Source organism: Maridesulfovibrio sp. (assembly GCF_963676065.1).
Taxonomy (GTDB): domain Bacteria; phylum Desulfobacterota; class Desulfovibrionia; order Desulfovibrionales; family Desulfovibrionaceae; genus Maridesulfovibrio.
Map to the genome: position 1 here is coordinate 4,087,524 of NZ_OY780933.1, position 13,267 is coordinate 4,100,790.

Annotated in this window: 13 protein-coding genes and 2 tRNA genes; 3 read left to right on the top strand and 12 right to left on the bottom strand. The window is 48.1% G+C overall.

Features of this window, described 5'->3' with window-relative positions; all coding sequences use genetic code 11:
- Window positions 1–18: 18 nt before the first annotated feature.
- A complete protein-coding gene (locus tag ACKU35_RS18475; protein ID WP_319765436.1) occupies window positions 19–132 on the top strand; it encodes a transposase in 114 nt (37 codons plus the stop codon).
- A 288-nt stretch (window positions 133–420) separates the two neighbouring features.
- Here the strand turns inward: ACKU35_RS18475 and ACKU35_RS18480 are convergent.
- From ACKU35_RS18480 to ACKU35_RS18520, 9 genes are all read right to left on the bottom strand, one after another.
- Window positions 421–512 (bottom strand) — tRNA-Ser (locus ACKU35_RS18480).
- A gap of 74 nt (window positions 513–586) precedes the next feature.
- Window positions 587–1,243 carry a response regulator transcription factor gene (locus ACKU35_RS18485; protein ID WP_319761649.1) on the bottom strand — a complete coding sequence of 219 codons (657 nt, stop codon included), beginning with the start codon at window positions 1,241–1,243 and terminating at the stop codon, window positions 587–589.
- 169 nt (window positions 1,244–1,412) lie between these two features.
- Window positions 1,413–1,507 (bottom strand) — tRNA-Ser (locus tag ACKU35_RS18490).
- 100 nt (window positions 1,508–1,607) lie between these two features.
- On the bottom strand, window positions 1,608–2,957 hold the full coding sequence (der, locus tag ACKU35_RS18495; RefSeq protein WP_319761651.1) for a ribosome biogenesis GTPase Der: 1,350 nt from the start codon (window positions 2,955–2,957) through the stop codon (window positions 1,608–1,610).
- 239 nt (window positions 2,958–3,196) lie between these two features.
- Window positions 3,197–4,237 carry an S-methyl-5-thioribose-1-phosphate isomerase gene (gene mtnA, locus ACKU35_RS18500; protein ID WP_319761653.1) on the bottom strand — a complete coding sequence of 347 codons (1,041 nt, stop codon included), beginning with the start codon at window positions 4,235–4,237 and terminating at the stop codon, window positions 3,197–3,199.
- A gap of 17 nt (window positions 4,238–4,254) precedes the next feature.
- The gene (gene gatB / locus ACKU35_RS18505; protein WP_319761655.1) at window positions 4,255–5,700 is read right to left on the bottom strand and encodes an Asp-tRNA(Asn)/Glu-tRNA(Gln) amidotransferase subunit GatB; all 1,446 of its coding nucleotides are present in this window, start codon (window positions 5,698–5,700) and stop codon (window positions 4,255–4,257) included.
- A 121-nt stretch (window positions 5,701–5,821) separates the two neighbouring features.
- Complete coding sequence (locus ACKU35_RS18510; RefSeq protein ID WP_319761657.1) at window positions 5,822–7,102, bottom strand: MltA domain-containing protein; 1,281 nt, start codon at window positions 7,100–7,102, stop codon at window positions 5,822–5,824.
- 8 nt (window positions 7,103–7,110) lie between these two features.
- Window positions 7,111–8,856, bottom strand: a complete 1,746-nt coding sequence (locus ACKU35_RS18515; RefSeq protein WP_319761659.1) for an ARMT1-like domain-containing protein — start codon at window positions 8,854–8,856, stop codon at window positions 7,111–7,113.
- A 7-nt stretch (window positions 8,857–8,863) separates the two neighbouring features.
- Window positions 8,864–9,715, bottom strand: a complete 852-nt coding sequence (locus ACKU35_RS18520; protein ID WP_319761661.1) for an NAD(+)/NADH kinase — start codon at window positions 9,713–9,715, stop codon at window positions 8,864–8,866.
- A gap of 231 nt (window positions 9,716–9,946) precedes the next feature.
- Here ACKU35_RS18520 and ACKU35_RS18525 point away from each other — a divergent pair, with 231 nt between their 5' ends.
- Both ACKU35_RS18525 and flgM read left to right on the top strand, forming a co-directional pair.
- Window positions 9,947–10,363: a DVU0524 family FlgM-associated protein gene (locus ACKU35_RS18525; protein ID WP_319761663.1), complete on the top strand. Its 417-nt coding sequence runs from the start codon at window positions 9,947–9,949 to the stop codon at window positions 10,361–10,363.
- A 58-nt stretch (window positions 10,364–10,421) separates the two neighbouring features.
- Window positions 10,422–10,721 (top strand): flagellar biosynthesis anti-sigma factor FlgM, encoded by a 300-nt coding sequence (flgM, locus tag ACKU35_RS18530; protein WP_319761665.1) that lies wholly within the window; start codon window positions 10,422–10,424, stop codon window positions 10,719–10,721.
- 146 nt (window positions 10,722–10,867) lie between these two features.
- Here the strand turns inward: flgM and fliW are convergent, their stop codons facing one another.
- The 3 genes from fliW to flgL all read right to left on the bottom strand — a co-directional run bounded on the left by fliW (window position 10,868) and on the right by flgL (window position 13,242).
- Complete coding sequence (gene fliW / locus ACKU35_RS18535) at window positions 10,868–11,311, bottom strand: flagellar assembly protein FliW (RefSeq protein WP_319761667.1); 444 nt, start codon at window positions 11,309–11,311, stop codon at window positions 10,868–10,870.
- Window positions 11,287–11,526, bottom strand: coding sequence for a carbon storage regulator CsrA (gene csrA, locus ACKU35_RS18540; RefSeq protein WP_319761669.1), 240 nt, complete (start codon window positions 11,524–11,526; stop codon window positions 11,287–11,289). The genes fliW and csrA overlap by 25 nt, the downstream gene beginning before the upstream one ends.
- 144 nt (window positions 11,527–11,670) lie before the next feature.
- Complete coding sequence (gene flgL, locus ACKU35_RS18545; RefSeq protein WP_319761671.1) at window positions 11,671–13,242, bottom strand: flagellar hook-associated protein FlgL; 1,572 nt, start codon at window positions 13,240–13,242, stop codon at window positions 11,671–11,673.
- Window positions 13,243–13,267 lie beyond the last annotated feature (25 nt).

Here is a 13,267-nt window from a genome sequence, read left to right on the forward strand (position 1 = left end):
TATTCTTCGGACACTGGACTGAACGTTGACAGTTGGAAAAAGGAAGTGGCCCGGATGTTTCGTTACGGCAAAAGCAACGGAACAACTGAAGGATCTCATCGCAAAATGAAGCTCATCCAGAGGTCGGCATAGGGGTTTAGCTACTTAGAAAATTACCGTCTAGGTGTGCGGATTTTGTGCGGGTAGTCGGGAAAAAATCACGGCGGAAAATCTGATTAATCGGGCTTGCGCCCCTTTGTTTAGTGTAGACCCGTTAAGGCTTGAGTAACTTTCTAACAAAAAAACTGGTTACTCAAACTCTTACTCAATAAAAAGGTCTGTATCAACCTACCCCATGAAATCTCGTGGAACTTAGAAAACAAAAAAGCCCTGCTATTGCAGGGCTTTCGCCACTCTATGCTATCGAGTGGAATTATTAACTGGCGGAGAGGGAGGGATTCGAACCCCCGGAAGGCTCGCACCTTCAATAGTTTTCAAGACTACCGCGTTCAACCGGACTCTGCCACCTCTCCAAAAGGTGAGACAAGAATTTTCCCGAACTTGCCTCAAATGTCAACCTTTTTTTGAAAATAATTTATATATATCTTTAAAGAAAAATACCTCGGTTTTTCAACTCTTCGCCATAGGCCATGAGCTCTGCCTTTGAACGCATCCCGAGCTTCTTCATCAGATTAGAACGGTGCTTTTCCACGGTCTTGATGCTGATAACAAGCAGGTCGGCAATTTCCCGATTCTTGTATCCCGCAAGAATCTGCTTTAAAATTTCACGCTCACGCTCGGTAAGGGAATCCAGACTATCACTGCTCCTGCTTCGTTCCTTTTGTAAAAAACCTTTTGCCACCTCGGCTGATATATCCGGTGCGAGATAGACTTTGCCCTCCATCACCGTTTCTATCGCCATGACCAGTTCTTTACTGGATGAAGTCTTCAGCACGTAGCCACAGGCCCCTGCATCAAGGGCGGAATAAATATGATCAGGCTCCACATGAGCGGTCAATGCCAGAAACTTTGTCCTGACATCTCCGGTGAGTTCCTGAATGGCCTGCACTCCGCTTTTGACGGGCATAGACAAATCCATCAGTGCCACATCCGGATTCAATCTCCTGCAAAGCCGCACAGCCTCTTCCCCGTTTTCAGCCATACCAAGTACACTGATTCCGGGCTGGGACTTAAGGATCGTACTCAACCCCTCCCTGACAAGAGCATGATCATCAGCAATAACAACTTTAATCAGATTTATCATTAAGCACCTGAAGGCAGCACATAAAAGGATTTCAGTTACAAACAATAACGTAAATACTTAGCAGAAAAGCATCGTATCTTGCAACTGAGGAGGACACATAACAAGAGCAAAATTGCGGCACCGTAAAAAAAAGGCAGCCGGATACTTCCAGCTGCCTAGTACTTTCATGTGGCGGAGAGGGAGGGATTTGAACCCTCGATAGAGTTTTAAGCCCTATACTCGCTTAGCAGGCGAGCGCCTTCAGCCGTGCTCGGCCACCTCTCCGTATATGTAGTGAGAAACGCGAAGCGCTTCACTCACTCAGGAAGCGTTGTAATATCTCCGCAGGTCCTAATTGTCAACAGTATTTTAAATATTTCTACAATTATTTATGAACTATGTCTTCTTTGGCTCTGAAGGTAGACCGGAAAACAACGTTTAGCGGTGCAATCTTCACGTTCAATATCTTCCTGAGCCTGTTTTCCAGAAAACGCTGATAGGTCGGCTTAATCAGCTTCTCGTCATTGATAAAGAAAATAAACGTAGGTGGTTCTTCGTCCGCTTGTGTGACGTACTTAAACTTCGCCCTTCTGCGTTTGACCACCGGAGGCTGATGCTTTTCGACGATTTCCTTCATGATGCGGTTCAGCTGCCCAGTCGAAATACGGATCGAACACTCAGCCTTAAGCTTGCTGGCAAGAGCAAGAATCCCGCCCAGTCCGGATTTGGATATGCATGATGTATACACAACAGGGACATGATGCGCGATACGCAGGGCTCTTTCAAAGCCTTCACGCAGAGCGGTACGCTCCTGCTTGGAAACAAGATCAATCTTGTTGACGGTGATGATAAAGGGAACGGCCTCGCGCAGCAGATATTCCAGCAGACGTTTATCCTGCTTGGTAATTCCGGCAAGAGCATCCACAACCATGATGGTTACATCTGCCTTGGCACTGCTTCTTAAAGCACGCACAACGCTGAACCGTTCGATAGTATCAGTTATGTTTGTCCGACGGCGCACCCCGGCTGTGTCCACAAAAGTATACATTTTGCCGCCGCTGGCAAAAGTAACATCCACGCTGTCACGGGTGGTTCCGGCCACGTCACTTACGATGACACGCTCTTCACCGGTCAATGCATTGACCATGGAGGACTTACCGGCATTGGGTCGACCGAGCATTGCGATCTTGAGACCTTTGGCCTCCTCATCTTCTTCGTATTCAATCCCGGTGGCAAGGGCCATATCCGCGACTTTTTCACGAAGTTCCAGAAGATTGAAGCCGTGCTCAGCGGAAACAGGCATTATTTCAAAACCGAGAGAATGGAAATCAGCAGTGGCCTGTGCTTCCATCTCGGCACCGTCAACCTTATTAACCAGCAGCAGAATAGGTTTGTTGCTCTGGCGAATATATGCGGCAACCTGCTCATCAAGCGGAGTGAGACCGATACGCCCGTCAACAACAAGAATAAGGGAATGCGCAGACTCAATAGCTTCACGGGCCTGTTCAAAAATATCACTCTGAAACTCTTCAGAATCATTATCACTTTCCATGACCAGACCGCCGGTATCGATCAGGGCGTAATGAGTGCCGTTGTAGTGGCCCTCAGCGTAAATACGGTCACGGGTGATACCGGGCATATCATGTGTGATAGCCCTTTTTTTTCTCAACAACCTGTTGAATAATGTGGACTTTCCTACATTAGGTCGTCCGATAAGTGCGATGGTTGGCAGCATGGCCGTCCTCCGAAAAATGAACGTGAACAAGCCGAAAAATTATAATATCCGCACTGCTCACTATATATCAAAAAAAGCGGGAAGACATCTGCTTCCCGCTATTAAAATCTTCCTAAAAAAGTCATATGGCACAAGGAGTATAGAACTGTAAAGGTTTATTGTCGTCCTGAATGCTAAGATTAAGATCAGGACTGAATTCAGAGCTGATCTATACAGTATATACAACCGCGTTCCAGCAGCTAATCCTCTTCAAAAAGTTTTTTGATCGCCTCAGTGTATGGAGGTCTCAATACACCTTTTTCGGTGATGATCCCGGCAATGAGTTCATTGGGAGTCGGGTCAAATGCGAAGTTAAAGACTTCCACGCCTTCTGGAGTGATGCGATGATCGCCGATGTGAGTTACTTCGGTTGGTGTACGGTCCTCGATAGGGACGTCATCACCGGTGGGAGTTTCGGGATCAATGGTGTAAACCGGGGCCGCAACGTAGAACGGAATTCCAAATTCACGGGCAAGCAGAGCTACTCCGTAGGTTCCGATTTTATTCACGGCATCGCCGTTGGCTGCGACACGGTCAGCACCGACCACAACTTTCTGGACAAGACCTTTTTTCATGAGCAATGCACAGGCGTTATCGCAGGCAACCTTTACCGGAATTCCGTCACGGTGCAGTTCGTAAGCGGTCAGCCGTGCGCCCTGAAGAAAGGGACGGGTTTCGTTTGCGATTACGGAAACTTTCTTTCCCTGATCAACCGCGCCGCGCACAACTCCCAGTGCGGTGCCGTAACCGGCGGTAGCCAGTGCACCGGCGTTACAGTGAGTCATAATGGTATCGCCATCGTCCATCAATTCGCCGCCGAACTTACCGATGTCTTCACACATGCGGATGTCGTCCGCGTGAATTTCTTTTGCCCGCTTCAGCCAGATATCACAGAGAGCATCAAGGGAAACATCACCAGATTCTGCCCAGACCCGTTTCATTTCAAGCACGGCCCAACGCAGGTTAACTGCTGTGGGGCGCGCATTTTCAATCTTATCAAGGTTCTTTTCCAGCTCAGCTTTCCAGTCCGCGCTTCCGGCTACCTCGCGACCGGCGAGATAACATCCGTACGCGGCAGTCACACCGATTGCCGGAGCGCCGCGAACAACCATAACCACGAGAGCTTCTACGATATCGTCAGTGGTCTTGCAGTCGAACCAGTCCTCACGATTTGGCAGGTAACGCTGATCCAAAAGTACAAGGGCATCTTTCTCAGCTGAAAACTGAATATGCTCGGTCATTATCTATCTCGCTTAATTTAGGAAAGTTTTTCGGAAATCATTTTGCTGACCATGCCGGGGTTGGCTTTACCTTTGGTCTCACGCATAATCTGCCCCATAAAGAAACTCATAAGTTTCTTCTTGCCGCCTTTAAAGGCTTCGACTTCGTCCGGGTTGTCCGCAAGCACTTTATCGACCACGGCTTCAAGTGAAGAACTGTCCGAAATCTGGACCAGTCCCTTGTCTTTTACGTATTTTTCAGGATCAAGTCCTTCGGCAAAAACATCACTGAAGATATCCTTACCAATTTTGATGCTGATTACGTCTTTATCGACAAGCTGTATCAACTTGGCCATCATTTCAGGCTTAAATTTGCACTCTTCCACTGTCAGCTCTGACTGGTGAAGTTCACGCAGGAAGTCGCCTTTGATCCAGTTAACTACTTTTTGAGGCTTATCATAAGCATCGAGAACGGATTCAAAATAATCGGCGATGTCCTTCTCGGAACTGATCAGCTCGGCATCATCCTCGCTGAGCTCCATCTCATCAATGAAACGGGCTTTGCGTTCCGCGGGCAGCTCGGGCAGAGAAGCCTGCCACTCACCCAGCCATTCATCTTCAATGACCACGGGAACAAGGTCCGGGTCTGGAAAATAGCGGTAGTCATGAGCTTCTTCCTTACCGCGCATAGAATGGGTGGTACCCTTATCCGCATCGTAAAGTCTGGTTTCCTGAATAATCTTTTCGCCGTCCTCGATGAGATCGATCTGGCGCGCAACCTCGTAACGAATCGCTTTGTGGATGTTACGGAAGGAGTTGATGTTCTTCAGCTCGGCGCGGGTACCGAATTCCTTCTGGCCTACGGGACGCACGGAAATATTTGCATCACAACGGAAAGAGCCTTCTTCAAGGTTTCCGTCACAGATTCCGAGGTAGAGCAGAATAGAACGCAGGGCTTTAAGATACGCAACAGCCTGATCGGCACTGCGCATATCAGGTTCACTGACTATCTCAATCAGCGGCACTCCGGTACGGTTCAAATCTACAAAACTTGCGTTTTCCGCTACGGAGTGAATATTTTTACCGGCGTCTTCTTCCATATGGATACGGGTGATGCCGATGCGCTTATTCTGTTTTTCTCCATCCGCATCTTCCCATGAAATATCAAGATGACCGTGCTCGCAGATAGGCAGGTCGAACTGTGAAATCTGGTAGCCCTTGGGCAGGTCGGGATAAAAATAGTTTTTACGGGCGAAAATGGATTTCTGGTTCACGGTACAATTGGTGGCGAGTCCCATCTTGGCAGCGTATTCCATGACCTTTTCATTAAGAACAGGAAGTACTCCGGGCATACCGGAACAGACTTCGCAGACATTATCGTTAGGGTCCTTACCGAATTCAGTGGAACAACCGCAGAAAATCTTGGTTTTGGTCTTAAGCTGGGCGTGAACTTCAAGCCCGATCACTGTTTCAAATTGAGTCATTATATATAAGCTCCTTTTGCCTCCGGCGGCTTAAACCCTTTTGCAAAAGGGTTTAAGAATCCCAAAACCTTTTACTCTGGCTTCGCCGCGGGTAACATTAAATTATTCTTTTAAATATAATCTATCTACGCAGAGCAGATTTACTTATCAATAAATATACAGGCACATGCGTTTTTAGGTGATGTGCGGGATATTTAAATTCATTACCTGTCCCGATGTAGTAGTCAAGGCGTGTGCCTCTGATGGCTTTACCTGTATCCTGAGCCAGCCCCACTCCGTTAATACGACGAGCGGGACGCCCTCTTTCAGGATAAATATCCGTACGGAACCCCACGATGGAGCCAAGTGGAATCAGTTTAGGGTCGCTTGCCAGACTTATCAGTGACTTAAGAGGCTTACCAATAGCCGCCTGCGGTTGACCTCGGGTTACCTTGAAAAAAATGTAGCTTTCATTATTAGCCATCAGCTCCCACATCTGTTTAGGATGCTTGAGCAGCCAGGCTTTTATCTTGCTGCGGGAAAGCTGACTTTTCTTGAGCACTCCGCTGTGGAGCATGATGCTGCCCAGACCTTTAAAAGGACGTCCATTACTACCGCTGAAAACGGCTGTACGCAATCGCCCGTCAGGAAGACGCAGAACTCCGCCCCCCTGCACATGCATATAGAAAAGATCCACAGGGTCCTTAAGCCATGCAACTTCTAACCCGCGTCCGGCGAGAACTTTATTTACATCGATAGCACGGCGGGAATGATACGGCAGTATCTTACCGTTTTCAACCCGGTAAGCCTTGCGCAACTGTTCCGACCAGGGATGGGTCTGTCCCGGACGTGCTTTGCGAAGATCAGGGGGCAACCTGTAAACAGGATATTTATACGGTCCTTTTTTAGTCAGGCTGGCCTCTATAACCGGGGTATAATATCCGGTCATTTCCGCACCGGACTGAAGTTCATACCAGACAAAATACTTGCCAAGCAACTCCGGATTCCGGTCAAGGCGGGGTAACAGTCTTTCGAGGTCTTCAAGGGATCTACGCAATTGCCCCCATGTCAAACGCAACTCCTTGCGTTTCAGGGCCAGCCCCCCGGACGGGTTGCGCTGCACGTATTCGATTGATTTGCGAATCTGCGGCCCCATATCGCGCCATGTACGCAAACTCTGATTTTTTGCAGATATCCGGCGCGCGGCAATGGTAGCCGATTGTCCGGAAAGCATGGAATAGCGAACCGGACCGGCAACAAACTTTCCGCTGTCCCTTTTACTTTTCCAGACTCTGGTCTTTGTATGCTGATTTGCAGGCCGCTGATTGGACACAGGGCCGATCTTGGCAGCACAACCGCAAAGCAGCACTGAAAACAGACAGATGACCGCCAGTGTTTTAAAGATGGAAACTTTATTCTTCATATAGATTTTTACGGCTCAATAACCACATCACTGAACCGCCCGACTCCGTATTCGCGCCGTCTCAAAAATTTATCCGGCCCTGGGCCGATGATCTGCAATTCACGATGGCGGCGCTGTACGTCCTGCGCTATGTGCATTTCCTTGGTACATCCAGTGGAATACGTTGAGTCCTTACCCGCCCATACGGGGGGAACTTTTTCACCCATAAGTTCAAAGCTGGTTTCAATATCGTCATAAGTCTGAAAACGCCAGATTGTGATATATCCGCTACGCTGCACTTTTTCCCACATGAACATAAGATCGTCAGCATCCATGCCTTCTTCAAAATGCTCGGCCGGGTTGATGATGTATGTGTCTGCCAGCCTGTCGCGCAGATATGCTACAAAGGTATTAAGGACCTTTATAGCCGTATCCACCTGGCCTGGAATACTGCCCACAACGGCACTGTAAAACATAACTGCCTTACGTTCACTTCTCGCCTGCTGCATTTCGGCGATAATCTCATCGGCCTTGGCGGAAATTCCGGCTTCAGTAAATTTATGGACTGTTGGCGATTTGGCCTTGAATTCAAGTTTAAATTCACCTTCAAGATTACGGTAGAAACAGATAATATCGCGGGTAAACAGATTTGTATTTCCGATTAGCCTGCGCCTGTTCCCCCAGCCTTTGGAAAGAATCAGGTCCGATTCCTTCCATGCACGCGCAAAAGTAACACTGCAGCGTATGAGATTAAGCCTTTCACGGGTTCCGTCGGAAATAACGACAAAAGGATTTTCGCGCAGGTGCGACAATAAATCATTTTTTGAAATGCGCTCTTCAGTTATGAACAGCGCATCCTTAAGGGACTCGGCCAGCAGGGAATTGTTCTCCCTGTCCCAGAATGTCGGGGAATCGAACCAGAATCCTTCTTTCAGCGAAAGGATGACGTTATGACCTTGGCGCAGCAGGGATCTGATCATCAGCAGGTCGGCCATCAGGCCCCCGGTATCATCCGGAATATATAAGATTTTAAGCCCGCCGCTATTGCCGTGAAAAACATTGCGGACCGCGCTGAAATCGACCTCATCGCGTGCATACATTTTTGAATAAAGCTGATAATCCCCGCCGAATAGAGCCTGACTCCATTGATCCGGCAGGCTGGAAAGCCGAAAAATACGCTCCAGCTCAATCATATCCAGCTCAAACCGCATATCCGCCAGATTTTCACACTCAGGGGCAGGATAGGGGCAGGATTCCATGGCCTGTTTGAAAAACTCACTTTCCACGTAGGCTTTGCCCCTGCTGAAAAGCAGCTCCTTGCGATTTCGATATGGATCATCCAGCCCGCTGCGGGAAAGAAAAATGGTGATCATGTTTTTGAGCAGCCGCATAGGTATCATAATAGAAGAATCAAGGGCCTGCCTGAATTTGTGGCGGCAGAGATTCAGGATCAGCTTACGCTGATAGTGGTCTGACACATGATTTCTAACCAGCTTGACTAAAGTCCGCCAGACATACACATAAACATCCAGCAGATCAGCAGCCAGCCCGGGAGTAACCAACCTGTTAAACTGCCAGTCGGAACAAGGCGCGAAGACCTGATTCTCATCCAGCGCGACCATGAACCGCAGCTGTTCGGGAGAGGCGTTTTTGACCGGGTCAATTATGCTTTCCAGATGGTTGGCTGTCATAAAATGCAGCAACCATGCATCAAAAACCGGGTCCTCACCGTATTTAAGATCTTTAATGGCCGTAAAATCAGGCAGAGTGCTCACTGGTATTCTACTCCGTAAGGAAGCCCTTGCTTCTCAATTTTTCAAAAAAAGTATTGCTGCGGATACGGGCCAGCATAAGTTCCTTTTTGTGACGTGAGATCACAATCCGGTACCCCTCGCTCAAAGGATATGGCACACGTCCGTCTTCGGTAAGGTAGACATCTCCCGAAGTTTCGCCCACATCTACGGTCAGCGGGGTATCCACCGGCAGTACCATCGGTCGTATTCCATTAAGAAAAGGACAGACCGGAGTCACACACATGGCGGCAAGTTCGGGATGGACCAGCGGTCCTCCGGCAGAAACGTTATACGCAGTGGAACCGGTGGGAGTAGCGATAATCAAGCCGTCGGCCCGCAGATTTTTTATCCACTGCCCCTTCTGGCCGATATCCAGAGAAATAATTCTTGCTACAGTTCCACGGGAAATGACCAGATCGTTGATAGCTACGCCCCGGGCCACAATTCCGTTTCCACGCTGGACTTCGTAGTCAAAAGCGGTTCTAAGGGATATATCCAGTTCATTTTTAAAAAAGTTATCCAGCGCTGTTTCCCAATCATCCGGGAGGACTTCAGCCAGAAACCCCACACGGCCATGATTAATGCCAAGCACCGGCACTTCCCAATCGAGGACATTTCCGGCTACACTTATAAAGGTGCCGTCACCGCCAAGCACAAGCACAAGGATGGTACTTTCCCGGTAAGCTGAGACATTTATACGCGCAGGGGGGCTAGGGTGCTCGACAATATCCGAATCCACACCACGCAAACTGAGCCAGCGGGCGATATCACCGCCCAACTCGGATGCTGCGCCCCCGCCGGACTTGGTAACAATTAAAACAGAACCTTGACTATCTGACATAGATAATTCTCCTATTAGAAAGAGGCCCAAGATTCAACTGTTTGCTGCCTAAAAAACTCGAATAATAAAAAATTTGCCATTACTCTTTTTTTTGGATCACATATTTTAACTTTTTTTGATACGAACTTAACACGCTGTAAAAAAAAGGTATCTTTTATATATTTTTTTAACATTAACCCTAAAGAATGTATTGGAACGTGCCGATATTGTAAATGAGGAGGATTATATACCGTGGCTCACAACCCTGCTGAAATGAGAAACATGCTGCAAACTTACGGAAAGCAGCTGACCAATGCCAAGCGACTGGCCCGATTCAGGCGTGCCCTGAAAAGGTCCGAGTCTCCTGACACGGTTACTATCTCACGGCAGGCAAGGCGTCGCGAGCTTGTGGAAAAAGTTTCCCGGGAAATTATCGAAAATCTCATCATCTCGGGTAATGAAAATCCGGTAGTGTCCGATATATTAGAACAGCTGGAGCTTGATTTTGGTGATCGCTTTGTTTTCGAGTATCCTCTCGACGGAAGCGACGTGCAAGTTCTGAAAGAAACCCCGGACGGTGTTATTGACCTGCCGCGCAACGAAAAGGCGCAGGTTATGAACCGCCTCTGGGAAATCACGCTGGACAAGGTAGACCGGACCATGCTCTGATGCCGGCCGTTGCATATAACCTCAAACAATCGTCAATTTGGTAACCCCGGAGGGGATTATGAAGATTAATCAGTATAACCAAACCCCTCTCAAGGCCTACTCTGACAACCGGGTGAACAACGCTGCGGACAAGACACAAAGCCAGCAGCAAAGTTCGGCCCCAAGTCGTGATGTTGTTAATGTTTCGACTCAGGCAAAGCTCCTCGGTACCGCACGGCAAACCGCCACCGAGAGCCCGGATACCAGAGAACAGAAGGTAAGAGAACTCAGGGAACAGGTGCGTTCAGGAACTTACAAGCCGGATATTCGTAAGACGGCCATGAACCTTGTTCGCGATGAAGTTGATTTTTTAAGCTGAACAAAATGAAAAACGGCGAAATCCGATGAAGGACTGCGCCGCTTGAAAGACTATATAAATCGGGTTTTACCCACACTCTATCCCCGGCAACGCCTTGGACAGGAGGTATAAAACGATAAATTTTATACCCCTGATTAAGCTAAGGATCAATCGTTAGCCGGGCGGAAGTGTGTCGGATACTTTGTGTCTACTTGAGGCACCTGCATACCGCGTCTGGCCTCGGAGTTGATTACGATGGGGCCACCAAGATTTAAAGTGGTCTCATTCGGCCTTCCCGGAGGAATGGTGACAGTGACCAGCACAGCCATCTGGCGAACATTCTCCACCCTTAAAATTCTTTTCTCAGCTTCACTTAAGCGGACTTCGTAATCGTCCATAAAACTGTATGGATCAGCCACCAGCAGACCAAGGCCCGGATCTTCGAGACTCTGCAGCAGGAGAAAAGGAGAGTCTTCGCTGAGCTGGATCAATGCGAAATCCCTTTTATCGTCAAAGCCGATCAAACCACGAGAAAAATAGATAATACCTTCATCGGTAATTTCTCTTTCCCCGATACGGGTCCTGATTATTTTTTTTCTTTCTTTTGCCATAACTCGGTCGCAGCAAGAAGGTCCTGCTCTGTGTTTTCAAGCGCCAAACGGTTCTGTTCTTTAATCTTGAGGTAAACCTCTTCCCTATAGACAGTAGTATCACCCGGTATATCAAGGCCCAGCTTAACCTGCCGTCCCTGCACGCTTAATACCGTGATCTTTATGTTGTCATCCAGGTAAAGAGCTTCCCCCGGTCTCCGGGTCAAAATAAGCATATCAATATGTTTGTAAATAATCCTTTTGGATTGTTTCTGCTTTGATTGAAAACAGCCTCCACCGTGGAGAATATTTTCAGCACTGAGAATGTCTTAGCTCAAGAAAGCCCCTGCGGGCAAGCACAACCATCTATATTTTAAAATTTATACATAGTTAAGCAGATTCATCTTCATAATCATGGAAGAGCTCTTAAGGACAGCCTCGTAAACTATCTGCTGCTGGGAGAGCTTGGTCATCAGTTCACCGACATCCACGTCTTCGATATGTGAAATGCGGTCCTTCTCGTTCAGCTCAAGACTGGAGAGAACCTGATCAGCTACGGCGAGTCTGTTTTCCCTGCCACCTACATCGGCGGCTCTGGTCAGAACATGCTTTTGAGACTCATTCAGGTTTTCCAGACACTGCTGTACGCCGCTTTGGTTGTTCGTCTCCAGGAAGGCCACAAGATTACCCATGGTTTCAAACATGTTCTGGGTGGTCCCGGCCCCGTCTCCCAGAAGCATACTGTTGCCATTAAAAACAACACTGGCTCCGGAATCACCGGGTTTCTTGTAAATCCCGCCAAAAAGATCCTTACCGATGTCATTGATCTGAACAAATTCATTTTCCTGAATCTGAACATCCATAGCAGCGCTATCGGGATGGATCAGGAATTCCGCTCCGTTTGTCAGAGTCCCGCCGTTATCAACCAATGTGAATGTTCCGCCCGGCAGAGGAAGTACAGCGGAAGTTGCCCCGGCATCGAGAGGTTTCACATTACCTTCATTCCAGGTAACACCGCCGTCCGAGCTGTAGGAGTAAGTGATCTCATCGTCGATGGCACCGGTTGTGGAATCGATCCTCACAACTACATTCTCGGTGAAAGAACCATCGGCTGAGACATCAGCAGCGGGAAAATTAGTATTCAAACCGACAACATTGATATCGTCCGCATCATCGCCCATATACTGAGCAGTGGGACGGACCCACATCCATGTCCCGGAGGTATCATTTGTATTATCGGGATCATTTGCAACAACAGGAATATTGGCAGCAGGAGTTCCCAGGTCGAAATCCATGGTCACACCATCCAAATCAAGCTGTGTGTCAGGAGAAGTAAGAGTCTTGGTAATAAAAGTCTTCCCGCCGTCCTTGGAATAGCGATAATCAATGTCGTCTGGACCGCCGATATCACCGGATTCAAGGAATTGAACAACTATAGTTGTATCCGCATTACCGGTAATGGTAAAATTTCGAGAAGATACATTGGCATCATTTGAAGTCATCCAGAGCTTTTCAGCAAAGGCGTTTTCATTAACCTTGTGTCCGGCGTAAATACTTTTGCCTTCATATTCAGTATTAGCAAGGGCAACCAGCTGCTGGAAGAGCTGACGGGCTTCGTAACTGATCTGCTCTCTATTTTCTTCTTGAAGGGTTCCGGAAGCACCCTGCTCGGCCAGTTCCTTGGCACGGGTCAGGATAGTGGAAACCTGAGTCAGCGTGGAATCCGAAAGGGACAACCACCCCTTGGCGGTATCCACATTATCCCGGTACTGCTTAACTGTGGCAAGCGTTTCACGATGGTCGAGAATACGGGCCATGCCCACAGGATCATCAGAAGGCTTATTCACCTTCTTCTGGGTCTGTGACTGAATATTGGTCTCTACCAGATCAGTCAGAGACCTATTCATGTTTGACACATATGTGTTAAAAAGCATTTGCTGTGATACTCTCATAGCCTTTCTCCCTCAGCCTTATTAC

Excerpts from the sequence above, each read along its gene's own strand:
- flgM (WP_319761665.1), top strand. The coding sequence starts at position 10,422 with ATGAAGATTAATCAGTATAACCAAACCCCTCTCAAGGCCTACTCTGAC.
- csrA (WP_319761669.1), bottom strand. The coding sequence starts at position 11,526 with ATGCTTATTTTGACCCGGAGACCGGGGGAAGCTCTTTACCTGGATGAC.
- ACKU35_RS18510 (WP_319761657.1), bottom strand. The coding sequence starts at position 7,102 with ATGAAGAATAAAGTTTCCATCTTTAAAACACTGGCGGTCATCTGTCTG.
- flgL (WP_319761671.1), bottom strand. The coding sequence starts at position 13,242 with ATGAGAGTATCACAGCAAATGCTTTTTAACACATATGTGTCAAACATG.
- gatB (WP_319761655.1), bottom strand. The coding sequence starts at position 5,700 with ATGACTCAATTTGAAACAGTGATCGGGCTTGAAGTTCACGCCCAGCTT.
- mtnA (WP_319761653.1), bottom strand. The coding sequence starts at position 4,237 with ATGACCGAGCATATTCAGTTTTCAGCTGAGAAAGATGCCCTTGTACTT.
- der (WP_319761651.1), bottom strand. The coding sequence starts at position 2,957 with ATGCTGCCAACCATCGCACTTATCGGACGACCTAATGTAGGAAAGTCC.
- fliW (WP_319761667.1), bottom strand. The coding sequence starts at position 11,311 with ATGGCAAAAGAAAGAAAAAAAATAATCAGGACCCGTATCGGGGAAAGA.
- ACKU35_RS18520 (WP_319761661.1), bottom strand. The coding sequence starts at position 9,715 with ATGTCAGATAGTCAAGGTTCTGTTTTAATTGTTACCAAGTCCGGCGGG.
- ACKU35_RS18485 (WP_319761649.1), bottom strand. The coding sequence starts at position 1,243 with ATGATAAATCTGATTAAAGTTGTTATTGCTGATGATCATGCTCTTGTC.